Annotated in this window: 19 protein-coding genes; 11 read left to right on the plus strand and 8 right to left on the minus strand. The window is 58.7% G+C overall.

Going from position 1 to position 18,222, the window contains the following annotated elements:
• The first annotated feature begins 16 nt into the window (after positions 1 to 16).
• Genes HFP51_RS05740 through HFP51_RS05750 form a run of 3 tightly spaced genes read left to right on the plus strand, consistent with a single transcriptional unit; the run spans position 17 to position 2,700 of the window.
• On the plus strand, positions 17 to 676 hold the full coding sequence (locus HFP51_RS05740) for a glutathione S-transferase family protein (RefSeq protein ID WP_176874779.1): 660 nt from the start codon (positions 17 to 19) through the stop codon (positions 674 to 676).
• A gap of 7 nt (positions 677 to 683) precedes the next feature.
• The gene (gene dapE, locus HFP51_RS05745) at positions 684 to 1,814 is read left to right on the plus strand and encodes a succinyl-diaminopimelate desuccinylase (RefSeq protein WP_176874780.1); all 1,131 of its coding nucleotides are present in this window, start codon (positions 684 to 686) and stop codon (positions 1,812 to 1,814) included.
• 10 nt (positions 1,815 to 1,824) lie between these two features.
• Positions 1,825 to 2,700 (plus strand): RimK family alpha-L-glutamate ligase, encoded by an 876-nt coding sequence (locus HFP51_RS05750; RefSeq protein ID WP_176874781.1) that lies wholly within the window; start codon positions 1,825 to 1,827, stop codon positions 2,698 to 2,700.
• Here HFP51_RS05750 and HFP51_RS05755 read toward each other — a convergent pair.
• The 4 genes from HFP51_RS05755 to HFP51_RS05770 all read right to left on the minus strand — a co-directional run bounded on the left by HFP51_RS05755 (position 2,664) and on the right by HFP51_RS05770 (position 6,537).
• Positions 2,664 to 3,203 (minus strand): Smr/MutS family protein, encoded by a 540-nt coding sequence (locus HFP51_RS05755; protein WP_176874782.1) that lies wholly within the window; start codon positions 3,201 to 3,203, stop codon positions 2,664 to 2,666. The genes HFP51_RS05750 and HFP51_RS05755 overlap by 37 nt on opposite strands.
• Positions 3,204 to 4,361, minus strand: coding sequence for a murein transglycosylase A (locus tag HFP51_RS05760; protein ID WP_176874783.1), 1,158 nt, complete (start codon positions 4,359 to 4,361; stop codon positions 3,204 to 3,206).
• Between the two features lie 5 nt (positions 4,362 to 4,366).
• Positions 4,367 to 5,023, minus strand: coding sequence for a Tim44/TimA family putative adaptor protein (locus tag HFP51_RS05765; RefSeq protein WP_176876565.1), 657 nt, complete (start codon positions 5,021 to 5,023; stop codon positions 4,367 to 4,369).
• A gap of 92 nt (positions 5,024 to 5,115) precedes the next feature.
• Positions 5,116 to 6,537 carry a serine hydrolase gene (locus tag HFP51_RS05770; protein WP_176874784.1) on the minus strand — a complete coding sequence of 474 codons (1,422 nt, stop codon included), beginning with the start codon at positions 6,535 to 6,537 and terminating at the stop codon, positions 5,116 to 5,118.
• A gap of 139 nt (positions 6,538 to 6,676) precedes the next feature.
• Here HFP51_RS05770 and secB point away from each other — a divergent pair, with 139 nt between their 5' ends.
• The 4 genes from secB (at position 6,677) to HFP51_RS05790 (ending at position 10,601) form a co-directional block, all read left to right on the plus strand.
• Positions 6,677 to 7,225 carry a protein-export chaperone SecB gene (gene secB, locus HFP51_RS05775; protein WP_176874785.1) on the plus strand — a complete coding sequence of 183 codons (549 nt, stop codon included), beginning with the start codon at positions 6,677 to 6,679 and terminating at the stop codon, positions 7,223 to 7,225.
• Positions 7,226 to 7,267: 42 nt separating this feature from the next.
• The gene (gene murJ, locus HFP51_RS05780) at positions 7,268 to 8,866 is read left to right on the plus strand and encodes a murein biosynthesis integral membrane protein MurJ (protein ID WP_176874786.1); all 1,599 of its coding nucleotides are present in this window, start codon (positions 7,268 to 7,270) and stop codon (positions 8,864 to 8,866) included.
• The gene (gene trpS, locus HFP51_RS05785; RefSeq protein ID WP_176874787.1) at positions 8,866 to 9,864 is read left to right on the plus strand and encodes a tryptophan--tRNA ligase; all 999 of its coding nucleotides are present in this window, start codon (positions 8,866 to 8,868) and stop codon (positions 9,862 to 9,864) included. The genes murJ and trpS overlap by 1 nt, the downstream gene beginning before the upstream one ends.
• A gap of 95 nt (positions 9,865 to 9,959) precedes the next feature.
• Positions 9,960 to 10,601: a DUF4136 domain-containing protein gene (locus HFP51_RS05790; RefSeq protein WP_176874788.1), complete on the plus strand. Its 642-nt coding sequence runs from the start codon at positions 9,960 to 9,962 to the stop codon at positions 10,599 to 10,601.
• Positions 10,602 to 10,676: 75 nt separating this feature from the next.
• On the opposite strand, the gene HFP51_RS05795 is transcribed toward HFP51_RS05790, so the two are convergent.
• Positions 10,677 to 10,970, minus strand: coding sequence for a hypothetical protein (locus HFP51_RS05795; RefSeq protein WP_176874789.1), 294 nt, complete (start codon positions 10,968 to 10,970; stop codon positions 10,677 to 10,679).
• A gap of 299 nt (positions 10,971 to 11,269) precedes the next feature.
• On the opposite strand from HFP51_RS05795, the gene HFP51_RS05800 reads away from it, so the two are divergent.
• On the plus strand, positions 11,270 to 11,944 hold the full coding sequence (locus HFP51_RS05800; RefSeq protein ID WP_176874790.1) for a hypothetical protein: 675 nt from the start codon (positions 11,270 to 11,272) through the stop codon (positions 11,942 to 11,944).
• A 42-nt stretch (positions 11,945 to 11,986) separates the two neighbouring features.
• Here the strand turns inward: HFP51_RS05800 and dnaA are convergent, their stop codons facing one another.
• The 3 genes from dnaA to mutM form a co-directional block, all read right to left on the minus strand.
• Positions 11,987 to 13,414: a chromosomal replication initiator protein DnaA gene (gene dnaA / locus HFP51_RS05805; protein WP_176874791.1), complete on the minus strand. Its 1,428-nt coding sequence runs from the start codon at positions 13,412 to 13,414 to the stop codon at positions 11,987 to 11,989.
• A gap of 441 nt (positions 13,415 to 13,855) precedes the next feature.
• The gene (gene rpsT / locus HFP51_RS05810; protein WP_176874792.1) at positions 13,856 to 14,119 is read right to left on the minus strand and encodes a 30S ribosomal protein S20; all 264 of its coding nucleotides are present in this window, start codon (positions 14,117 to 14,119) and stop codon (positions 13,856 to 13,858) included.
• Positions 14,120 to 14,224: 105 nt separating this feature from the next.
• On the minus strand, positions 14,225 to 15,037 hold the full coding sequence (gene mutM, locus HFP51_RS05815) for a bifunctional DNA-formamidopyrimidine glycosylase/DNA-(apurinic or apyrimidinic site) lyase (RefSeq protein WP_176874793.1): 813 nt from the start codon (positions 15,035 to 15,037) through the stop codon (positions 14,225 to 14,227).
• Positions 15,038 to 15,114: 77 nt separating this feature from the next.
• Between mutM and HFP51_RS05820 the strand changes: the two genes are divergently transcribed.
• From HFP51_RS05820 to HFP51_RS05830, 3 genes are read left to right on the plus strand one after another with little or no spacing between them, the layout of a single operon-like run.
• Positions 15,115 to 15,849 carry a class I SAM-dependent methyltransferase gene (locus tag HFP51_RS05820; protein WP_176874794.1) on the plus strand — a complete coding sequence of 245 codons (735 nt, stop codon included), beginning with the start codon at positions 15,115 to 15,117 and terminating at the stop codon, positions 15,847 to 15,849.
• On the plus strand, positions 15,846 to 17,378 hold the full coding sequence (ubiB, locus tag HFP51_RS05825; RefSeq protein WP_176874795.1) for a 2-polyprenylphenol 6-hydroxylase: 1,533 nt from the start codon (positions 15,846 to 15,848) through the stop codon (positions 17,376 to 17,378). The genes HFP51_RS05820 and ubiB overlap by 4 nt, the downstream gene beginning before the upstream one ends.
• Positions 17,369 to 18,217 carry a class I SAM-dependent methyltransferase gene (locus HFP51_RS05830; protein ID WP_176874796.1) on the plus strand — a complete coding sequence of 283 codons (849 nt, stop codon included), beginning with the start codon at positions 17,369 to 17,371 and terminating at the stop codon, positions 18,215 to 18,217. Before ubiB ends, HFP51_RS05830 begins: the two co-directional genes overlap by 10 nt.
• The last annotated feature ends 5 nt before the right edge of the window (positions 18,218 to 18,222 follow it).

Raw genomic sequence — 18,222 nt, forward strand, 5'->3', positions numbered from 1 at the left:
CACGGAAAGGCATTTCATGAAACTGATCATCGGCAATAAGGCTTACTCGTCCTGGTCGATGCGCGGTTGGCTGGCGATGAAGCAATCGGGCCTAGCCTTCGAAGAAGTAACCGTACCGCTGTTCGATGAAGAATGGGAACAGCGCCGCGAGGGCAATGAATTTGCGGCTTCCTCCGGCAAAGTCCCGGTGCTGTGGGACGGCGACAGCGTAGTCTGGGACAGTCTTGCGATAATCGACTGGCTTGCCGATCGCGTCGGCCGGGACCGGTTCTGGCCCAAGGACGACAGCGCCCGCGGCATGGCGCGATCCATGGCTGCCGAAATGCATTCAAGCTTTCCCAATCTGCGCCGCGACCTGCCGATGAATGTCCGCAAAGTCTTCCCGCCCCAGCCGATCAGCGAGGATGTCGCGTCGGAGCTTGGCCGCATTCTCGAAACCTGGGCCCAGGCCCGGGCGCGCTATGGCGGCGAAAATCCGTTCCTGTTCGGCGAGTTTTGCGCAGCCGACATCATGTATGCGCCGGTCTGCACCCGGCTCGTCACCTATTCGGTCAAGCTGCCGCCTTTTGCCCAGGGCTATGTCCAGGCGGTGCTCGCCCATAGCTGGGTCCGCGAATGGGTCGAAGCCGCGCAGGACGAACCCTGGGTCATCGAAAAATATGAAGTGGTGAGTTGAGCTGCCCATGGCAGATGCCATCGACCCGATCGCGCTGCTTGAGCGCCTGATCGCCTGCCCAAGCGTGACGCCCGAAGAAGGCGGTGCGCAGGCACTGCTCGAAGAAACGCTCACCACCCTTGGCTTTGAGGTAGAACGGCTCGTATCGGGCGAAGAACCCCATGGCCCGGTTCCCAACCTGCTCGCAACACGCGGATCAGGCGGCCCGCATTTCGCCTTTGCCGGGCACACCGATGTCGTTCCGCCGGGCAAGGGCTGGACCAGCGATCCGTTCACCGCAGAGATCAAGGGCGACCTGCTCTACGGCCGTGGTGCGGTCGACATGAAGGGTTCGATAGCGGCCTTCATCGCCGCCGTTTCGCAGCTACCAGACCTTCCCGGCACGCTGAGTTTCATTATCACTGGCGACGAGGAAGGCCCGGCCGTCCACGGCACGCGCGCTCTGATGACGCGGATGGAAGAGCGCGACATCAAGCCGGACATGATCCTGGTCGGCGAACCGACCTCACAGGATCGGCTCGGCGATACGATCAAGATCGGCCGGCGCGGTTCGGTGAATATGTGGATCGATATTGTCGGCAAGCAAGCGCATGTCGCCTATCCGCATGAGGGCGATAATCCGATCACGCGATTGTTCCGCATCGGCACCCGGCTCCATGAACTCGATCTCGACGATGGCGATGAATGGTTTCAGCCGTCCAACCTTGAGGTCGTGACCGTCGATGTCGGCAATCCTGCCTCCAATGTCATACCCGGCGAAGCGCATCTCCGGCTCAACATCCGCTTCAATGTGCACCACACCGGCCAGGAGCTGGTTGAAAAGGTGCAATCGATCATCGACGAAGAAGCGCCCGGCGCGCGCTTCAAGGCGATGGTATCGGGAGAAGCCTTCCTCACCGAACCCGGTCCGCTCTCCGATCTGGTCAGTGAATCAATCACCGAAGTGACAGGCGTAACGCCGACGCTTTCGACCGGCGGAGGTACCTCGGATGCGCGCTTCCTCCACACGCTCTGCCCGATTGTCGAGTTCGGCCTGCTCAATGCGACGATGCACAAGCTTGATGAAGCCGTTGCGATGGCCGACGTTCATAAGCTGACGGACATCTACGCAGGCATTTTGCGCCGCGCGCTCGGCTAAGCCGATCATCATGCGGATCGCATTTCTCGCCTGTAATCTGACACTTGCGGACTCGCCAGAGCGGCGTCCTGATGCATTCGAGCATGATCAGATGATGGAATGTCTGACACCGGCCTTGGCTGCGCATGGCGCGTCGATTGAAGCCATCCGCTGGGATGCCGAGGATATCGACTGGAGCGCCTATGACGCGGTGCTCATCGGATCGGCCTGGGATTATCAGGACAATCTGGAGGCATTTCTGACGCGGCTGGATGTGATCGAAAGCCAGACATGCTTGTTCAACCCCGGCCAAATCGTCCGTTGGAACTGCCGCAAGACTTATCTGAAAGATCTGGCAGCCAAAGCTGTCGCCACAGTGCCGACGCTATGGCTCGACACACCGGATGCAAACACACTCTCCGGTGCGTTCGATGCGCTCGGATCGGATGATCTGGTCCTCAAGCGCCAGGTCGGCGCCAATGCGGAAGGTCAGTTCCGATTGCACAAGGGCGATCCCCTCCCCGATCTGTCTGACCCGATGATGGCCCAACCGTTTCTCCCGGCGATCCAGAGCGAGGGCGAGCTCAGCCTCATCTTCATCGACGGCGCGTTCTCCCACGGCTTAATCAAGTCGGCGGCGGACGGTGAGTATCGGATCCAGTCCTCCTATGGCGGTAGCGAGCGACGCCATAGCCCGTCCGCCAGCGATCTTACGGTCGCCCAGTCTGTCCTCGAAGCGCTGGATGACGCACCACTCTATGCCCGCGTGGATATGGTTCGGGGTGACGATGGCGCATTGATGCTGATGGAGTTGGAGCTGATCGAGCCATTTCTCTACCCGATGCAGGCCGATGATTTCGGGGAGCGAATTTACGAAGCGCTCGCCCGCCGCCTCAGCACGATATAGAGCGCGCCGCGCCCGCCATGGCGCGGATGGGCGCCGCGCACCGCAGCAATATGCGGCGCATGGCGCGATGCAGACAACCAATCGCCCACTGCCGCACGAATCTTGCCGCGCGTAACCGGCCCCTGTCCTTTCGGCGCATGGCCGGTAATCAGGAGAATGACGCGTGCATGTGAGGCAATCGCTTGGGCAAGCGCATGATCCAGCCGGTCATAAGCAGAGTTCAGGTTGTGGCCGTGCAGATCAAGGGTGAAATCCGGTTCGGCCTTGCCGCGCGCCAGCTTCCGGTCCCAACTTGCATCAAGCGTAGTGCCGGGTCCGCGTACAGATTTGCGTTCGGGCAATTTGGGGACCGCGTAGCGGCTAAGATCGGATCGGCTTGATGCAGCAGATTTGGAACTTGGCTTCGCACCATCGGCCATGGGACTGCGGTCAAGCGGCTCGACGCTCTCAATCACCTTGTTCCAAAGCGCTTGCTCGTCTGCGCTGAGGCCCGACTTCGCCATCTAATCGGCGCGCAGCCGCGCTGCCGAGCGGGCCGGTATCAGCACCAGCGCCTGGCCTCGGCTCGCCATCCCGCTGGCAATAGCATAGGCATCGTCGCCCGCGCCCCAAAATGTATCGAACCGGTTTGCGCCGCGAATTGCGCTGCCAGTATCCTGCGCCACCCAAAGGCCATCCGCGACGTCATGCTCCATATTGAGGAACACCGGCGCACCGAGCGGAACAAAGGCTGGGTCTGCGGCCACCGTTCCGCGCGGGGTTACCGGCCTGCCCAGCGAACCCAGCGGGCCCGGACCAGTCAGCTCTGTGAAGAATATATAGCGGCGGTTCTCCTGCATGATTTCCCGCCCCTCGTCAGGGTTATCGCGCAGCCACTGCGCAATGCCTTCAGCGGTCGTCTGTCCATCGCCCAGCAGGCCGCGCTCGCGCATCAATCGGCCAATACTTGTATAGGGATAGGCATTATTTCCGGCATAGCCGATCCGCATGGTTTCGCCGCTCGGCAAACGCAGGATTCCGGACCCCTGAACCTGCAGGAAGTAGAGATCGACCGGATCACGCGCCCAGGCAATCGCCAGCCCCTCGCCTTCCAGCGCCCCGTCTTCGATCGCCGCCCGGGTGAGGACAGTTTCATCGTCGCAATCGATCTCACAGGGCGGCGGCACATCTGCAGGCAGGGCGTAGATCGGCGATTCATACCCGCGCTCCGGTTCGCGAGCGGCCTGTATCTCTGGCTCATAATAGCCAGTGGCAAATGCCGAGCCGCCATCTATCTCGACCGCCCGGAAATATTCGCCGAAGAAATCCTCGGGGTCATCGCGCCATTGTGCAGCGGCTGCACATGGCTCGACCCAATCTTCGGAGCGCGTCAGGCCGCTCGGATCCTCCCGGGACACAACGGACGGGCAGGAAATTCGAAAAGCGGAGAGCGCACGGCGCGCCTGATCCCGCGTTATGTCGAGCGAGGCGACGCGCGGACCAGCCTGCACGCCAGCGCTGGCTGCATTGTCAGCTGGGATTGCAGGCGGCGGCGGAGGTGTTGGCGCCGGCCGTGTCGGCGGGTGTGGTGGCGGCTGTGACGTGCGATCGGGTACGTCCGGGATGATCCCGGCACAGGCGGTCAGCGAACAGGCCGAAAGGAGCGCAACGACGCTCCGCATCGGGCTCACGCAGCCTCGTCGGTTTCGACCAGTTTCCAGTTGGGATCGGCATCCTTCACGTCGCGAGCGAAGGTCCAGATGTCATGCGTTTGCACAGCATCGGAGAGCGATCCCGCAATCACGGTGCCATCCTTATCGCGAGTCACGCCGGCAATATCGGCGTCGAAGCGAAGCGTTACCCGGGCATTGCCCGACACATATTCCGCTTTCTCAACCTGGGTGCGCTCAATCGCAATAAGCTTGTTGTCCAGCACATGACCTTCGGATTCGCGTGCGTCGATAGCCGCGTTGAAGGAATCGCGAACTTCATCGCTGACGAGGAAAGACAGATCGTCCTTGTTGCCATTCCAAAAGGCTTCGAGGATCATGCGATAGGCCGACTGGGCGCCGATCAGGAACTCATTGATCTCAAACGAGGAATCGGCCGACGAAATCTTGCGAATGCCTGCAGCCGCTTGGGGTGCCACAAGGCCATCGCTTTCTTGTTCGGCTACCGGTGCAATATCCGGCACGCTCTGCGGAACGGGTGTCAGTTTCGGCGGCGCTTCCACGGGGCGCGGCATACGCGGTTCTTGTTCATGGCCAGTGCGTTGTCCAAGCACGCTGAACAGGCGCAAGCCCACGAAAACTGCAACCATCGCCAGAAGGATAATCTCGACCACAAGGCCTCCACTCAACTAATCTGGCCCATACATAGGCGCGCGCGCGGTGCGATTCAAATAGGGAATCCGCAAGCTACCCGGTTTTAACCGGCTTATTCGTCCAGCTGGGCCAATAAGTCGTAGCTGAAGCGCGCAATATTGAACCGTTCGCCGTCACCCACCGCATCGAATCCGCGCCGCACGATTACGATATTGCGCGCCGGAACGATCATGAGATATTGGCCACGATTGCCCATCGCCGCATAACTGCCGGCGGGAAGCCCCTGCTCCGGACCGAACAGCCAGAACTGCGCGCCATAGCCGACGCCGAAGCGGCCCGTTGGCTGGTCGGGCGCCGGTGTCGCAACATAATCATTCCAATCTGCAGGCAGGATGCGCTCACCCTGCCACACGCCGTCATTGAGGTAGAGCAACCCAAGCCGCGCCAGATCGCGGGCGGTCGTCCAGACCTGGCTCGACAGGATGAAATTACCTTCCCAGTCCGTCTCTGGCGTGGTTCGCGTCATGCCGATGCGCCACAACAGGTCCGTGAACGGAAAGGCCAGCGCCCGGTCTCCGTCGCCCAGCGTCGAGCGCAGTGCCCGCATCGCCAGCAATGTATCGTTGTTGGCATAGCGCCACCGCGCGCCCGGAACCGTCTCGAGCGGCAGGCTCGGGATTGATGCGGTGACACGCTGGCCACCGAAATAGATGTCGTCGGTGCGATTGCCGGCAAAAGGGCTCCAGAGCCCGCTGCTCATATGGAGCAGATTGTGCCAGGTGATCGCCGCGCGCGGATCGCCCGGTGTCTGCCAGGCGGGAACCGGGGCGGGTTGATCGAGATCGACCAGCCCCTGTTGCACGGCGGAGCCGATGATGGTCGCGGCAATGCTCTTGGCGACCGACCAGGTGCGTTGCGGGCGATGGAGATTATAGCCTTCGCGATACTGTTCGCCGATAATAGTGCCATTCTGCACCACCAGAACAGCCGTTGTTTCGGTGCCTTCGCCATAGGTGCTGCGATCAAGTGCGGAGGCGAGCACCGCATCGAGCCGCGCCTGGGTTGCGGGTTCGAGAGCGCGTACAGCACCGCCATCGCCGCGCGGCCAGGCCTGCGCATCGATCCCGGAGAGATCGCGCAGCTGAATTTCGGCTACCAATCGCGGTACCTGGATCTCGCCGTCCGGATCTGCGCCGGTTGGAAGCTGGGCACAGCCAAGATGGGGTCGCCATTGGGCCACGCGCGGCGGCATATCATCGGCAAAGCGAACCGTTACGCGCATCCGCTCACGGTCTATCTCGGCCGGTAAATCCGCGATTATCGGGCGATAGGCCGAATAGATACGCGTGAGATCGTCGGCCGTTACTTCTTCGACCGTCTGGCCGGCATTGAATATGCCGCTGCACAGAAAGGCAGCCTTATATCCAGCAGCAATTGCGAGATCATGTGGAGACGCAGGATCACTTTGCGCGTGGACAGCCGAGCCCGTGGCGGCAAGCGCGAAGATTGTGAGGGCAGTGCGATAGATGCTCATGGCCGCACTGTGCCGCCAGTCCTTTCCCCTGACAAGCGATTGCTAGCCATTGCTCTGCACGCGCCCGGCTGCTAGCGGGCATCGCGAAACCGCGCGATCAAGCGCCTTAGCTACACATTAATTTTTGAGGTTAGATACTATGGCAGACGAACAGGGTGCCACTCCCGATCAGGCAGGAGCAGGAGCAGGAGCAGGAGCAGCAGCAACAGCAACGGGCGGAGACGGCCCGCGCGCAAACATCCTCGCGCAATATGTGAAGGATCTGTCGTTCGAAAACCCAAATTCGCCGGGTGTCTATCAGGCGAATGAAACGCCGAAGATCGATGTCCAGTTCAACATTGGCAGCGACACCGCCGGTGAAGGCGTTTGGGAAGTATTGCTCAAGATGGAAGTCAGCGCCCAGCTCGAACAGGGCACCGCCTTTCATGTCGAGCTTTCCTACGCGGGCCTGTTTGCCTTGGCCAATGTGCCGGATGATCAGCGCGAGCCGTTCCTCCTGGTTGAAGCGCCGCGGATGCTCTTCCCATTTGCACGCCGAATTTTGGCCGACACTGTCCGTGACGGGAACTTCCCGCCGCTGATGCTTGAGCCGATTGATTTTGCCGCTCTCTACATGCAGCAAAAGGCGCAGCTGGCGCAGGGCGGATCCGACAATGTCGACATCGATTCGCAGATCGGCCAGGCCTAACCCCAACATGCCAGGACCCGAGACAGGAACCGGCGGAACGCCATGAACCTGCTCCGGGCCACCGGGACGATTGGCGGCTTGACCATGGTCAGCCGCGTCGCCGGTTTTGTGCGCGACATGCTGCTGGCCCGTATCCTCGGGCCAGGCATGGCGGCCGACAGCTTCTTCGTCGCGTTCCAGCTGCCCAACATCTTCCGTCGACTTTTTGCGGAAGGCGCCTTTGCGGCCGCCTTTGTCCCCCTGTTCAGTCGCAAACTCGGCAAGGATGGCGAGCTCGACGCCGCTGAAAAATTCTCGAGCGAGGTCGTCTCGGTATTTGTGCCGACGCTGATCCTGTTTGTGGCGCTATTCGAGATTGCGATGCCGGCGATCATCTGGTTGATGGCCAGTGGCTTCCAGGAGATCCCGGGTAAGTTCGAGCTGACGGTGGCGTTGGCCCGGATCACCTTTCCCTATCTCTTCCTGATCAGCATGGTCGCCCTGCTCGCGGCGATCCTCAATTCGATGTCGCGCTTTGCCGCTGGCGCAAGCTTCCCGATCCTGCTCAATATCGTGCTGATCGCCGCGCTTTTACTCGGCGACAATGCATCGATCCTGATCGGCGATTTTGCCCGCGGGCCAGATGGAGACGAAATCGTCGTCGCCTATTTCCTCGCTGGCGGTGTGGCGCTCGGCGGTGTCGTACAGCTGCTATGGTTGTGGTTCTGGATGAAACGCAGCGGCTTTCGGCTCAAGTTCCAACGCCCCCGCCTGACCAAGGATGTCAAAGAACTCGGAGTCATTATCCTGCCAGCGGCTTTCGGCGCGGGCGTCTATCAGATCAGCCAGCTCGTCCAGCTCTTCTTCGCAACCCAGCTTGCCAGCGGATCGGTCAGCCATCTCAACTTTGCAGACAGGCTCAACCAGCTCCCGCTCGGTGTGATTGGCATTGCACTGGGCACGGCCATCCTCCCTGCCCTGTCGCGTCATATCGGATCGGGTGACAAGGCCGAGGCCGACAAGGTCCAGTCCAACGCGATCGAACTTGCGATGCTGCTGACGTTCCCGGCGGCTGGTGCGCTGATGATCTGCGCACCGGCTTTTGTGAATGCGATCTTCCTAGGCGGACAATTTGATGCCGAGGATGCCCGCATCACCAGCAACGTGTTGGCCGCTCTGGTCGCCGGTCTTCCCGCCTATGTCCTGATCAAGGTCCTGACGCCGGCATTCTTCTCGCGCAAGGATACGCGCACGCCCGTTTATGCCGCAGCGATCGTGCTCGGCTTCTTCATCACCTTCAACATAGTGATGATCGAACGCCTCGGAATTGTGGGCATTGCATCAGCGACCGCAGTCGGCGCGTGGCTCAATGTCGTTATGCTCTACACAATCCTGCAACGCCGCGGTCACTATCGGCTCAATGCCGGGCTGGTGGGCAGGCTGTTCGGCCAGCTGCTCGCCACCGCTGCGATGGTTGGCGCGCTCTATTTTGTCATTCCACCTCTCAGTGCCTGGTTTGGCGGCAGCATCATCGAACGCGTTCTTTCAATTGCAGCACTGGTCAGCACGGGCATGCTCGTCTATTTCGCCGTCGCAGCGCTCACCGGCGCTATCGATCGATCCAAGATCGCTCTCCTGCTCAAGCGAAAGGCAACTGACTGATGCGCGTCGTTTCCGGCATTCAGCCCACCGGCAATCTCCATCTCGGCAATTATCTCGGCGCGATCGTCAACTGGGTTAAGATGCAGGAAGACGGCGATTGCTTTTTCTTCCTTGCGGATCTTCACGCTATTTCGCTGCCGACCAACGCAGCAGAACTAAGCGCGAGCACTCGCGAAATGGCCGCCGCGCTGATTGCGTCCGGCGTCGATCCAGATCGTTCGACACTGTTCAACCAGGCGCGCGTCCCGGCCCATGCAGAACTGCAATGGCTGCTGAGCGGCACGGCCAGGATGGGCTGGCTCAACCGGATGACGCAGTTCAAGGAAAAGTCCGGCAAGAACAAGGAAGGCTCGAGCATCGCGCTCTACGCCTATCCCGTTCTCCAGGCTGCCGACGTGCTGCTCTATCGCGCCACACATGTTCCGGTTGGGGAAGACCAGAAACAGCATCTCGAACTCGCTCGCGATATCGCCGAAAAATTCAATACGGACACGAACACCGAGACCTTCGTGCTGCCCGAACCCTATATCGGGAAGACGGCAGCGCGGATCATGTCTTTGCGGGATGGCTCGGCCAAGATGTCGAAATCCGATCCGTCGGATATGAGCCGGATCAACCTGTCCGATGATAGCGACCTGATCGCGAAAAAGGTCCGCAAGGCGCGCACCGATCCCGAACCCCTGCCCGAGACGATGGAGGGCCTTGCCGAACGGCCGGAGGCGCGGAACCTCGTGACCATCTATGCAGCGCTGGCGAATGTCCCGACCGCTGATGTGCTCAGCGAGTTTGCTGGCAAGGGCTTTGGTGATTTCAAGCCCGCTCTGGCTGACCTCACGGTCGCGGTGCTTGAGCCCGTGTCTGCGCGCTTTAATGAATTGAAAGACGATACGACGGCACTTGATGCGATTCTTGAGGCGGGGGGCGAGAAAGCGGCAGCCGCTGCAGCCCCTGCCCTTTCCGACACCTATCGCGCACTCGGCCTGCTTAGCGGTCGCTGATTTCTGCGGCTTGCGCGTTCAAATCGCGTTCAGGCGATTTGGTATAAAGGGACGAAATACTATATATTGGTAGGATAGTATTTCGGAGAACCGTCATGCCACGGACATTTCTTGCCTTTTTCGCGCCGCTCGCACTGCTCGCTGTTGCCGCCTGCACGACCCCGTTTCGGGCAGATGTCGCGCGCTTCCAGCAGATGCCCGCTCCGCAAGGACAGACATTCTTCGTCCAGCCCTATGATTCCGAAAAGGCTGCGGGCCTTGAGTTTTCAACCTACGCCAATCTCGTCACCGCGGAGCTGAGCCAATATGGCTACACCGCTGCACGCTCTGCCCAGGACGCAACGCTAGTCGTGACGATGGACTATGGCGTTGATAATGGTCGCGAGCGGGTCGTCACTACGCCGGGTTATCGTCGCGGCTATTGGGGTTACAGCCCATTCTACAGTCGCCTCCGCTATCGCTCGCCATATTATTATGGCTGGCATGACCCATTCTTCGATAGTGCCTTCGGCTACCCGGAGATCCGCAGCTACACCTTATACACCAGCGAACTGAACATGCGGATCGACAGGACAGATACCGGCGAACCGGTATTCGAAGGACGCGCCCGCGCACGATCCCGCTCAGACACGCTGACCGAGCTGGTGCCAAATCTCATCGAAGCAATGTTCACCGGGTTCCCGGGGAACTCGGGCGAAGAAGTTCGTATTACGGTGATGCCAGCCGAAGACGGATAGTCAGAAGGGCTACGACGACCAGAAGATCATCCGATCATCTGTGAGCAACCGCAGCGTCCCTGATCGAGAAATCTTCTAGACGCTACCTTCAAAATTGCGAAGCTTGCGCGCGAAAACACGTGCATTCTTGCTGGGCTTTCCGTCATCGACCGGCAAGGTGATCGCGACTTTGCTGGCGCCGTCAAAGTCGATCGTCACCGGCACCTCAACCTTGGAGGACACGACTGTTGTCCGGCGAATAAAGCGATGTGCTTTTTCCGTATTTTCCAGCGCGAATTCCTTGCGCATTGTAGATTTGTCATCCGCCTTTGCCCAATCGGCCACTGGCGAACGCTTATCAGATTTCTTCTTTTTCTTATCATCGGACATTGATTTTCCCCACTATAACTCTTTAATAAGAAATACGAATTTTTCCGCCGGCCAAAATCAAAAATGTAATACGAAGATTCTGGAAGTCCCGGCTTATCTGGCCTCAGTTTATTTATGAAAACTGCGCCTATCTGGTAATTTGGTTACGCCGAGCACGCTTGGTTGACAAGAAATAATCGAAACGCAATATCGCTTGGAAGCCTTGGGGGGGGCAAAGTGTGAAAAAGTTCGTTTTCCTTTCGATGCCTCGTACAGGTTCAAGCATGGTCGTGCGTATGCTTCGGACTCATCCAGACATAATGTGCCTGCCGGCCATCTTTACTGAGAAGGGTTGGAAGCGTTGGGCCGAAGACAACCCGAATACGAGATCGGAAATGATCCAGAGGCTGGCGCAGCTTGCACCAGAATGGAATGATGTTGAGCGCCGGCTGTCCGGAATGGATGATCTCCTGGCAACGCTGGAGGATCTCAACGGCGACAAGCGAGCCTTTGGGTTCAAGCAACATTTCGGAAAACCCGGCAGATCATCAACGCAACAGATTATCGATCTCAAATTGCCAACTCTGATTCTCGATCGGAGCAACGTCCTGGCGTGTTATTCGTCAAGCAAGATCGCAAAGAAAACTGGCCAGGGATCACTTATCGATCCCGCCAAACGCCGACGCGCCAAGGTGGATTTTGTTCCCGACGAATTTTCATTGTTTCTGGCCCGACGCAGGAAGATCGACAAGCACTGGAACGGCGAATTGGAAAAGACCGGCGTCGACACGATGACGCTCGAATATAACGAAGCGCGCACTCTCGCCGGAATGGAGCGGGTAGCCGAATTCCTCGGTCAAGAAGCGGGGAAGTTCGGCGATTGGGGGACAGCAAAACGCAATTCAAACAACATCTTGAGTCGATTTTCCAACCCCGACAACGCCGAAGCCTATCTCGAGGCTCACGATCTGATGGATTGGGCCGAAGAAAACTAGAGCACGCCTGCAAAGGCGATGCCGACAATCTCTAGACGCTAACTAGTTTTCGAGTTTGCGGAGCAGCGAACGGACATCTGAATCGAGCTCGCTATCAGCTGCGCGCAATTCCTTGATGCGTTTGATCGCATGGATCACCGTGGTGTGATCACGACCCCCGAACCTTCTGCCAATCTCGGGCAGCGATCGCGGCGTCAAACGTTTGGCGAGATACATGGCAACTTGACGCGGCCGGGCAACTTCCCGTGCGCGACGTGCCGATGTCATCTCGGCATGGCGGATCCCATAATGTTCGCACACGCTACGCTGGATCTCATCGATCGTGATCCGCCGCTGTGAGTGGCGCAATAGATCAGCGAGCGTTTCCTGCGCAAAGGCAAGATCGATCGGCCGCTTGGAGAGCAGTGAGTATGCAACCACGCGCGTGAGCGCGCCTTCCAATTCACGGATGCTCGCCGAGAATCGTTGGGCCAGGAAGTCGGCGACATCGCGCGGCATATCGGCCTGCGGCATCTGGCCGAGCTTGTGCGAAACAATCCGGCGACGATGGTCGAGATCAGGCTGGCGCAAATCTGTAACCAGACCACCGGCGAGCCGCGAGGCAATGCGCTTGTCGACGGCGCCAAGTTCATGCGGCGGACGATCCGCGCTGATCACCAGACGATGGCCGGTTGCGATTATCTCGTTGATTGTATGGAAGAATTCTTCTTGTGTTGCTTCCTTGCCGGCGATGAATTGGACATCGTCAACCAGCAGAAGATCGGCCGAACGCAGCTTCTGCTTGAAGCCGATCGTATCCTTTTCGCGCATCGCCGAAACGAACTCATACATGAACTTTTCAGCCGACATGTAGAGAACATTGGAGCGCGGCTTCTGGCGAAGAAACTCATGTCCGATCGCATGCAGGAGATGCGTTTTGCCAAGACCAGTACCGGCATGGATATAGAGCGAGCTGAACATCGGGACGCCGACATCGGCCATCATGCGCGCGGCATTGAAGGCAACTTCATTGGCCGTACCGGTCACGAAGTTTGAAAAGACGTAACGATTTTCCAGTGGTGTACCGATGCTGTCACCACTCGTGCCGGTCAGCTGTTCGGTCGGAGGCAGGACATCTTCTTCACCGACAATGAACAGAGCCGGACGTGATGCGCCTTCCGCAGCGACGATATCGATCTCACGCACACTTGGAACAGTGGCGCGCCATGCATAACGCAGGCGATCGGAATAATGTTCGCGAACCCAGTCCGCCATGAAATGCGATGGCAGTTCGAGTCGAACCTGTCCCGCTTCCTCTTCAAACCCGATCAGCTTCATCGGCTTGAGCCAATGATCAAATGTCCGCGCACCCAGATCGCGGCGCAGTCCATTTCGAATGGCCTGCCATGCTGCCTCAAAAGGCTGGTGTGAATCTACGCTGTCGGTGTTGGAATCGGAATCACTACCATCGAGTCCATTATCCTGCCGCACGCAACAAACCTCCCCTTACGACTTCTAACCCCATCCAATATGGCCTGATGTTGCTTGCGACACCTAGACCCCCCGTTGCGCCGGACAGAAAAAGGGTTCTGCGAAAATTGGGATTTTCGCATTGCACTCGTGACTGGCGACTGTGTCGGTCGGGAAGAATCGCTACCGACCGAGAGACTGTTTGATGAATTGTTAACGCGCTCAAAGCAAGGGGGCCGAGAGTCAAAAAATTGAAATAAATGGGGTTGACACGCAGAGCTGCCAATCCTGCTGTGATCCGCAGTAAAGCTTTGTTTTTTAAGTGGTTATAGCCACTTCAATGGAAGCCCATTCGATTCGCTGATCGTGCGACTCGTTGAGATTCCAAGTGTAACGTTTCTGAAAAAAATTTTTTCGGTGACCGGCGTGGCCCACCGGTCACATGACAAATCGACGACAGGCCTATTTGAGGGCAGCGACGCGCTTTGACAGACGCGACAATTTGCGTGCCGCAGTGTTCTTATGGAAGATTCCCTTGGCAACACCGCGAGCCAATTCAGGCTGCATGGCCTGCAACGCTTCGTTCGCTACCTTCTTGTCACCCGCTTCAACTGCCGCCTCAACATTCTTGATGGACGTGCGAATCCGGCTCACCCGGTTGGTGTTTACAACAGCGGCCCGGTTGTTCCGGCGAATGCGTTTCTTGGCCTGCAATGTATTGGCCATAATAAACCTCGATCATTTCAAAATAATAAGGTGCGGACGCGCCGCACCGAAAGCGGATGGCACCTAGCTACACACGCGGCTCAGGTCAAGTGGAGAGGCGCGTTTTCAGTGCTGGCATTGTGGGCAATAAAATGTCGATCGACCGCCATCGACACGCCGTCTTATCTGGCCCCCGCACGCACACGGCTCCCCTTCCCGTCCATAGGCGCGCCAGCTTTTGAAGAAATAGCCGAGCTCGCCATCGGGCCGGGCATAGTCGCGCAGGCTCGAACCACCGGCCTCAATTGCTGACTGCAAGATTTCCTTGATCGCTAAGACCAGCCGTTCGAGCCGCGCGATCCGAATACGTCCGCCGGCCGTACCCGGTGCTATATGCGATTGGTGGAGCGCTTCGCAGACATAGATGTTGCCGAGCCCAGCAACGACGCGCTGATCCAGAAGCAATGCCTTGATGCTTCCCTTACGACCGGTCAGCGCGCCTTTGAGATAGGCTGGTGAAAAGTCCGGCCCCAGTGGTTCAGGGCCAAGCGCAACAAATGGTGCGAATTGATCGAGCGCGGCAGTCTCGATCAGATCGAGTGATCCGAATCGCCGCGGGTCATTAAGCGCCACGCTTTTGCCTTCGGAGGTTTGGATAACGAGGTGATCGTGTTTTCCGATCTCGTCCGGTTCGAGTCGCCAGCGTCCCGACATGCCAAGATGGAAGATCAGGGTATCGCCGCGGTCAGTATCGATCAGGCCATATTTGGCGCGCCGCCCAAGCCCGGTGACCATCGCTCCGGTTAGGCGTTGGCGCAGGTCAGCCGGTATCGGGCGCCTGAGATCGGGCCGTCGCGGCTCGACCGAGACGAGGCGGCGACCTGCCAAGACAGGCTCAAGACCGCGCACGGTCGTTTCGACTTCTGGAAGTTCCGGCATCACAAACAGCTAAGTTGCGTTTGCGAGCACGGCAAGGCTTGGCTAGAGGATCAAGCCTTCCCATTTGGGGGATATCAATGACCGACGAAACAGTTTCCTTTGGCTATGAAGACATAGCCCCCGACGAAAAGACGCGCCGTGTAGGCGGTGTCTTTTCCAATGTGGCGTCCAGCTACGATCTGATGAATGATGCAATGTCGGGCGGCATGCATCGTCTATGGAAAGATCGCTTCGTGCGGCGGCTGAAACCACGGGCTGGCGAAGTCGTGCTCGATATGGCCGGCGGCACCGGAGACATCGCCTTTCGCATCGCGCGCCGTGGTGCATCGGTTACGGTTGCCGATATCAATCCGGAGATGCTGCAGGTGGGCATGGAGCGCGCCGATAAACGTAAGATAGAAGGTTTGCTCTGGGCCGAAGAAAATGCCGAACAGCTGAGCTTCGCCGACAAGAGCTTCGACGCCTATACGATTGCGTTCGGGATCCGCAACGTGACCCATATCGATCAGGCTCTTGCAGAGGCGCATCGCGTTCTCAAACGGGGCGGCCGTTTTTTCTGCCTCGAATTTTCTACGACCCTGTGGCCGGGTTTTGCCGAGGCATATGATCTCTATTCGCACAAGATCGTTCCCAAGATTGGCCAGGCACTCGCCAAGGATGAAGACAGCTATCGCTATCTGATCGAATCGATCCGCCGTTTCCCCGATATGGAAAAGTTCAAAGGCATGATTGCCGATGCCGGCTTCACCCAGTGCAGCGTTGAACCGATGCTCGGTGGCCTCGTTGCCATCCATAGCGGCTATCGCATTTGACCCGTCCTAGAACACATATCTGGCGGCTTCTTAAATGGGGCCGCACGCTGGCCCGGCATGGCGCACTCAGCGGGATCGAACGTGATCCGCTGACGCCTCCCCCCGTAAAACGGATGATCCGCATCGCCCGGTTTGGGGCGCGGGTGCCGAAACAGCCCGCCTATGCCGATGCCTTCCAGGCGATCGGACCGGCGGCGATCAAGCTCGGCCAGACCTTGGCCACGCGCCCTGATCTTGTCGGCGAAGAGGCAACCCATGATCTGATGCGGCTTCAGGATCGGCTACCCCCGATCCCGTTCAAGCAGATTGAGCAGGCTATTGCCGGGTCATTCGACAAGCCGATTGATACGCTGTTTTCGGAAATCGATCCCGAGCCGGTTGGCGCCGCTTCAATCGCTCAGGTTCACAAGGCTGTGACCACAGATGGACGAACAGTTGCCGTAAAAGTCTTGCGCTCCGGCATCGAAAAAGAATTTGCGCGCGACATAGACACCTATGAATGGGCGGCGACCCAAGTCGAAGCCATGGGCGGTGAGCTCGCGCGCCTCCGACCACGCCTGACAATCGAAACCTTCAAACGCTGGACGGCCCGTGAACTTGATTTGCGTCGCGAAGCTGCGTCAGCGTCAGAGCTGGCAGAAGGCATGCAAGCGGAACCCGATTTCGTAGTGCCGGAAATCGACTGGCAGCGCACCGGTGGCCGGGTCATGACGCTGCAATGGTTTGACGGGATCAAGATATCGAATCGCGAGGCGCTAGACGCCGCAGGCCATGATCGCAAAGCGTTGGCCGGGAAACTGGTCCGCGCCTTTCTCCGCCAAGCGATCTCAGAAGGCTTTTTCCATGCCGACATGCATCAGGGAAATCTGTTCGTCCTGCCGGATGGCAAGATTGCTGCAATCGACTTTGGCATCATGGGCCGGGTCGATCGGCGCGCACGTCTCTGGTTGGCGGAAATTCTCTACGGCCTGATCACCGGTAATTATAAGCGCGTTGCGGAAATTCATTTCGAAGCCGGCTATGTTCCGAGCTATCACAATGTCGCCGAGTTCGCGACGGCGCTTCGGGCTGTTGGCGAACCGATTCGCGGACTGCCGGTGAAAGACATCTCGATCGGCCAGATGCTCGACGGACTATTCGCCATCACGCGCGATTTCGACATGCAGACCCAGCCGCACCTTCTTCTCCTGCAAAAGACCATGGTGATGGTCGAAGGCGTCGCAACGAGCCTCGATCCGGACGTCAACATGTGGGAGACGGCGAAGCCATTCGTCGGTGAGTGGTTGCGCAGCGAATTGGGTCCCGAGGCGGCGCTTGCCGACAGGCTGCGCGAAGATATTGGAACGCTGGCGCGCCTGCCGGAGCTGGTACGGCGGCTTGAAGCGGAGATTCCAAACAGGGGCGCCGCGCCTCCTGCCCCGCCACTGCGCGATGTCGAGGTCGTGACTTTTGGAAATGGCTGGAAATACTGGCTCGTCGCGGCCTTGGGGGCAGGCCTTGGCGTTGCAGGAACTTGGTATTGGTTATGATTACAAAGTTTCGGAAACGGTTCCGCAAGGCCTACAAGCGGCCAGATCGTCCGGACAAGGATGGGGTCACCTATCGACCATTAGATCCGCTCGACGAACGCTTTGACGCTTGGCGGGTCGTAGTCGAAGATGATCGTCACCGCGCGATGTATGACCGATTGAGCACGATGATCGACCGCGATGCCTATGCGGCACTGCAGGAAAAATACCGATCTGAAATTGAAGTGAACGACGAACGCGCCGTCACGAAATATCTCGATCTTGCGCCTTGGTTCATGATTCATTCGCGGATTGCCCGGCTGCTCGACATCGATACCCGGCCGAAATGTTCGATCCTCGATATCGGGACCGGTGGTGGCCAATTTTTGGCAGTGGCCAAAGCCTATGGCCATGAGGTCCTCGCCTTCGACCAACCGGAACCGCAGATCTATGGCGACTTGTTGGAACTGTTTGAGATCGATCGGATCGAGGGCAGTGTGATGCTGGGCAAGCCTCTGCCGACGGCAATCGGTCGTTTCGACCTCGTGTTGATCAATGGACAAGTCTTTGACGTCTGGCCGGATAAGCGAACAGAGCGTTGGGATGTGCCGGAATGGGCATCCTTTCTTGAGTATCTGTGCGACACGCACCTCACCTATCCGGGGACGCTTTTCCTGGGACTGAACAAGTCCGCCGGGCCAACTGCCACTGAGGATTTTCTATGGCCCCTGGTCGACCTTGCCGAAACGAAGGGCGCATCGGTTGAACGCAAGCGCGCAACCATGTTGTTCGACCTCGAAGATCCACTGCGTTTTGACACTGTCCCCCACCAACCCTGGCTAACTCTGGGCAGCGAATGACTGGA

It is taken from the genome of Parasphingopyxis sp. CP4, from assembly GCF_013378055.1.
Lineage (GTDB): Bacteria > Pseudomonadota > Alphaproteobacteria > Sphingomonadales > Sphingomonadaceae > Parasphingopyxis.

Coding starts and splice junctions, on each gene's coding strand:
- HFP51_RS05740 (WP_176874779.1), top strand. CDS start 17: ATGAAACTGATCATCGGCAATAAGGCTTACTCGTCCTGGTCGATGCGC.
- dapE (WP_176874780.1), top strand. CDS start 684: ATGGCAGATGCCATCGACCCGATCGCGCTGCTTGAGCGCCTGATCGCC.
- HFP51_RS05750 (WP_176874781.1), top strand. CDS start 1,825: ATGCGGATCGCATTTCTCGCCTGTAATCTGACACTTGCGGACTCGCCA.
- HFP51_RS05755 (WP_176874782.1), bottom strand. CDS start 3,203: ATGGCGAAGTCGGGCCTCAGCGCAGACGAGCAAGCGCTTTGGAACAAG.
- HFP51_RS05760 (WP_176874783.1), bottom strand. CDS start 4,361: ATGCGGAGCGTCGTTGCGCTCCTTTCGGCCTGTTCGCTGACCGCCTGT.
- HFP51_RS05770 (WP_176874784.1), bottom strand. CDS start 6,537: ATGAGCATCTATCGCACTGCCCTCACAATCTTCGCGCTTGCCGCCACG.
- secB (WP_176874785.1), top strand. CDS start 6,677: ATGGCAGACGAACAGGGTGCCACTCCCGATCAGGCAGGAGCAGGAGCA.
- murJ (WP_176874786.1), top strand. CDS start 7,268: ATGAACCTGCTCCGGGCCACCGGGACGATTGGCGGCTTGACCATGGTC.
- trpS (WP_176874787.1), top strand. CDS start 8,866: ATGCGCGTCGTTTCCGGCATTCAGCCCACCGGCAATCTCCATCTCGGC.
- HFP51_RS05790 (WP_176874788.1), top strand. CDS start 9,960: ATGCCACGGACATTTCTTGCCTTTTTCGCGCCGCTCGCACTGCTCGCT.
- HFP51_RS05795 (WP_176874789.1), bottom strand. CDS start 10,970: ATGTCCGATGATAAGAAAAAGAAGAAATCTGATAAGCGTTCGCCAGTG.
- HFP51_RS05800 (WP_176874790.1), top strand. CDS start 11,270: ATGTGCCTGCCGGCCATCTTTACTGAGAAGGGTTGGAAGCGTTGGGCC.
- rpsT (WP_176874792.1), bottom strand. CDS start 14,119: ATGGCCAATACATTGCAGGCCAAGAAACGCATTCGCCGGAACAACCGG.
- mutM (WP_176874793.1), bottom strand. CDS start 15,037: ATGCCGGAACTTCCAGAAGTCGAAACGACCGTGCGCGGTCTTGAGCCT.
- HFP51_RS05820 (WP_176874794.1), top strand. CDS start 15,115: ATGACCGACGAAACAGTTTCCTTTGGCTATGAAGACATAGCCCCCGAC.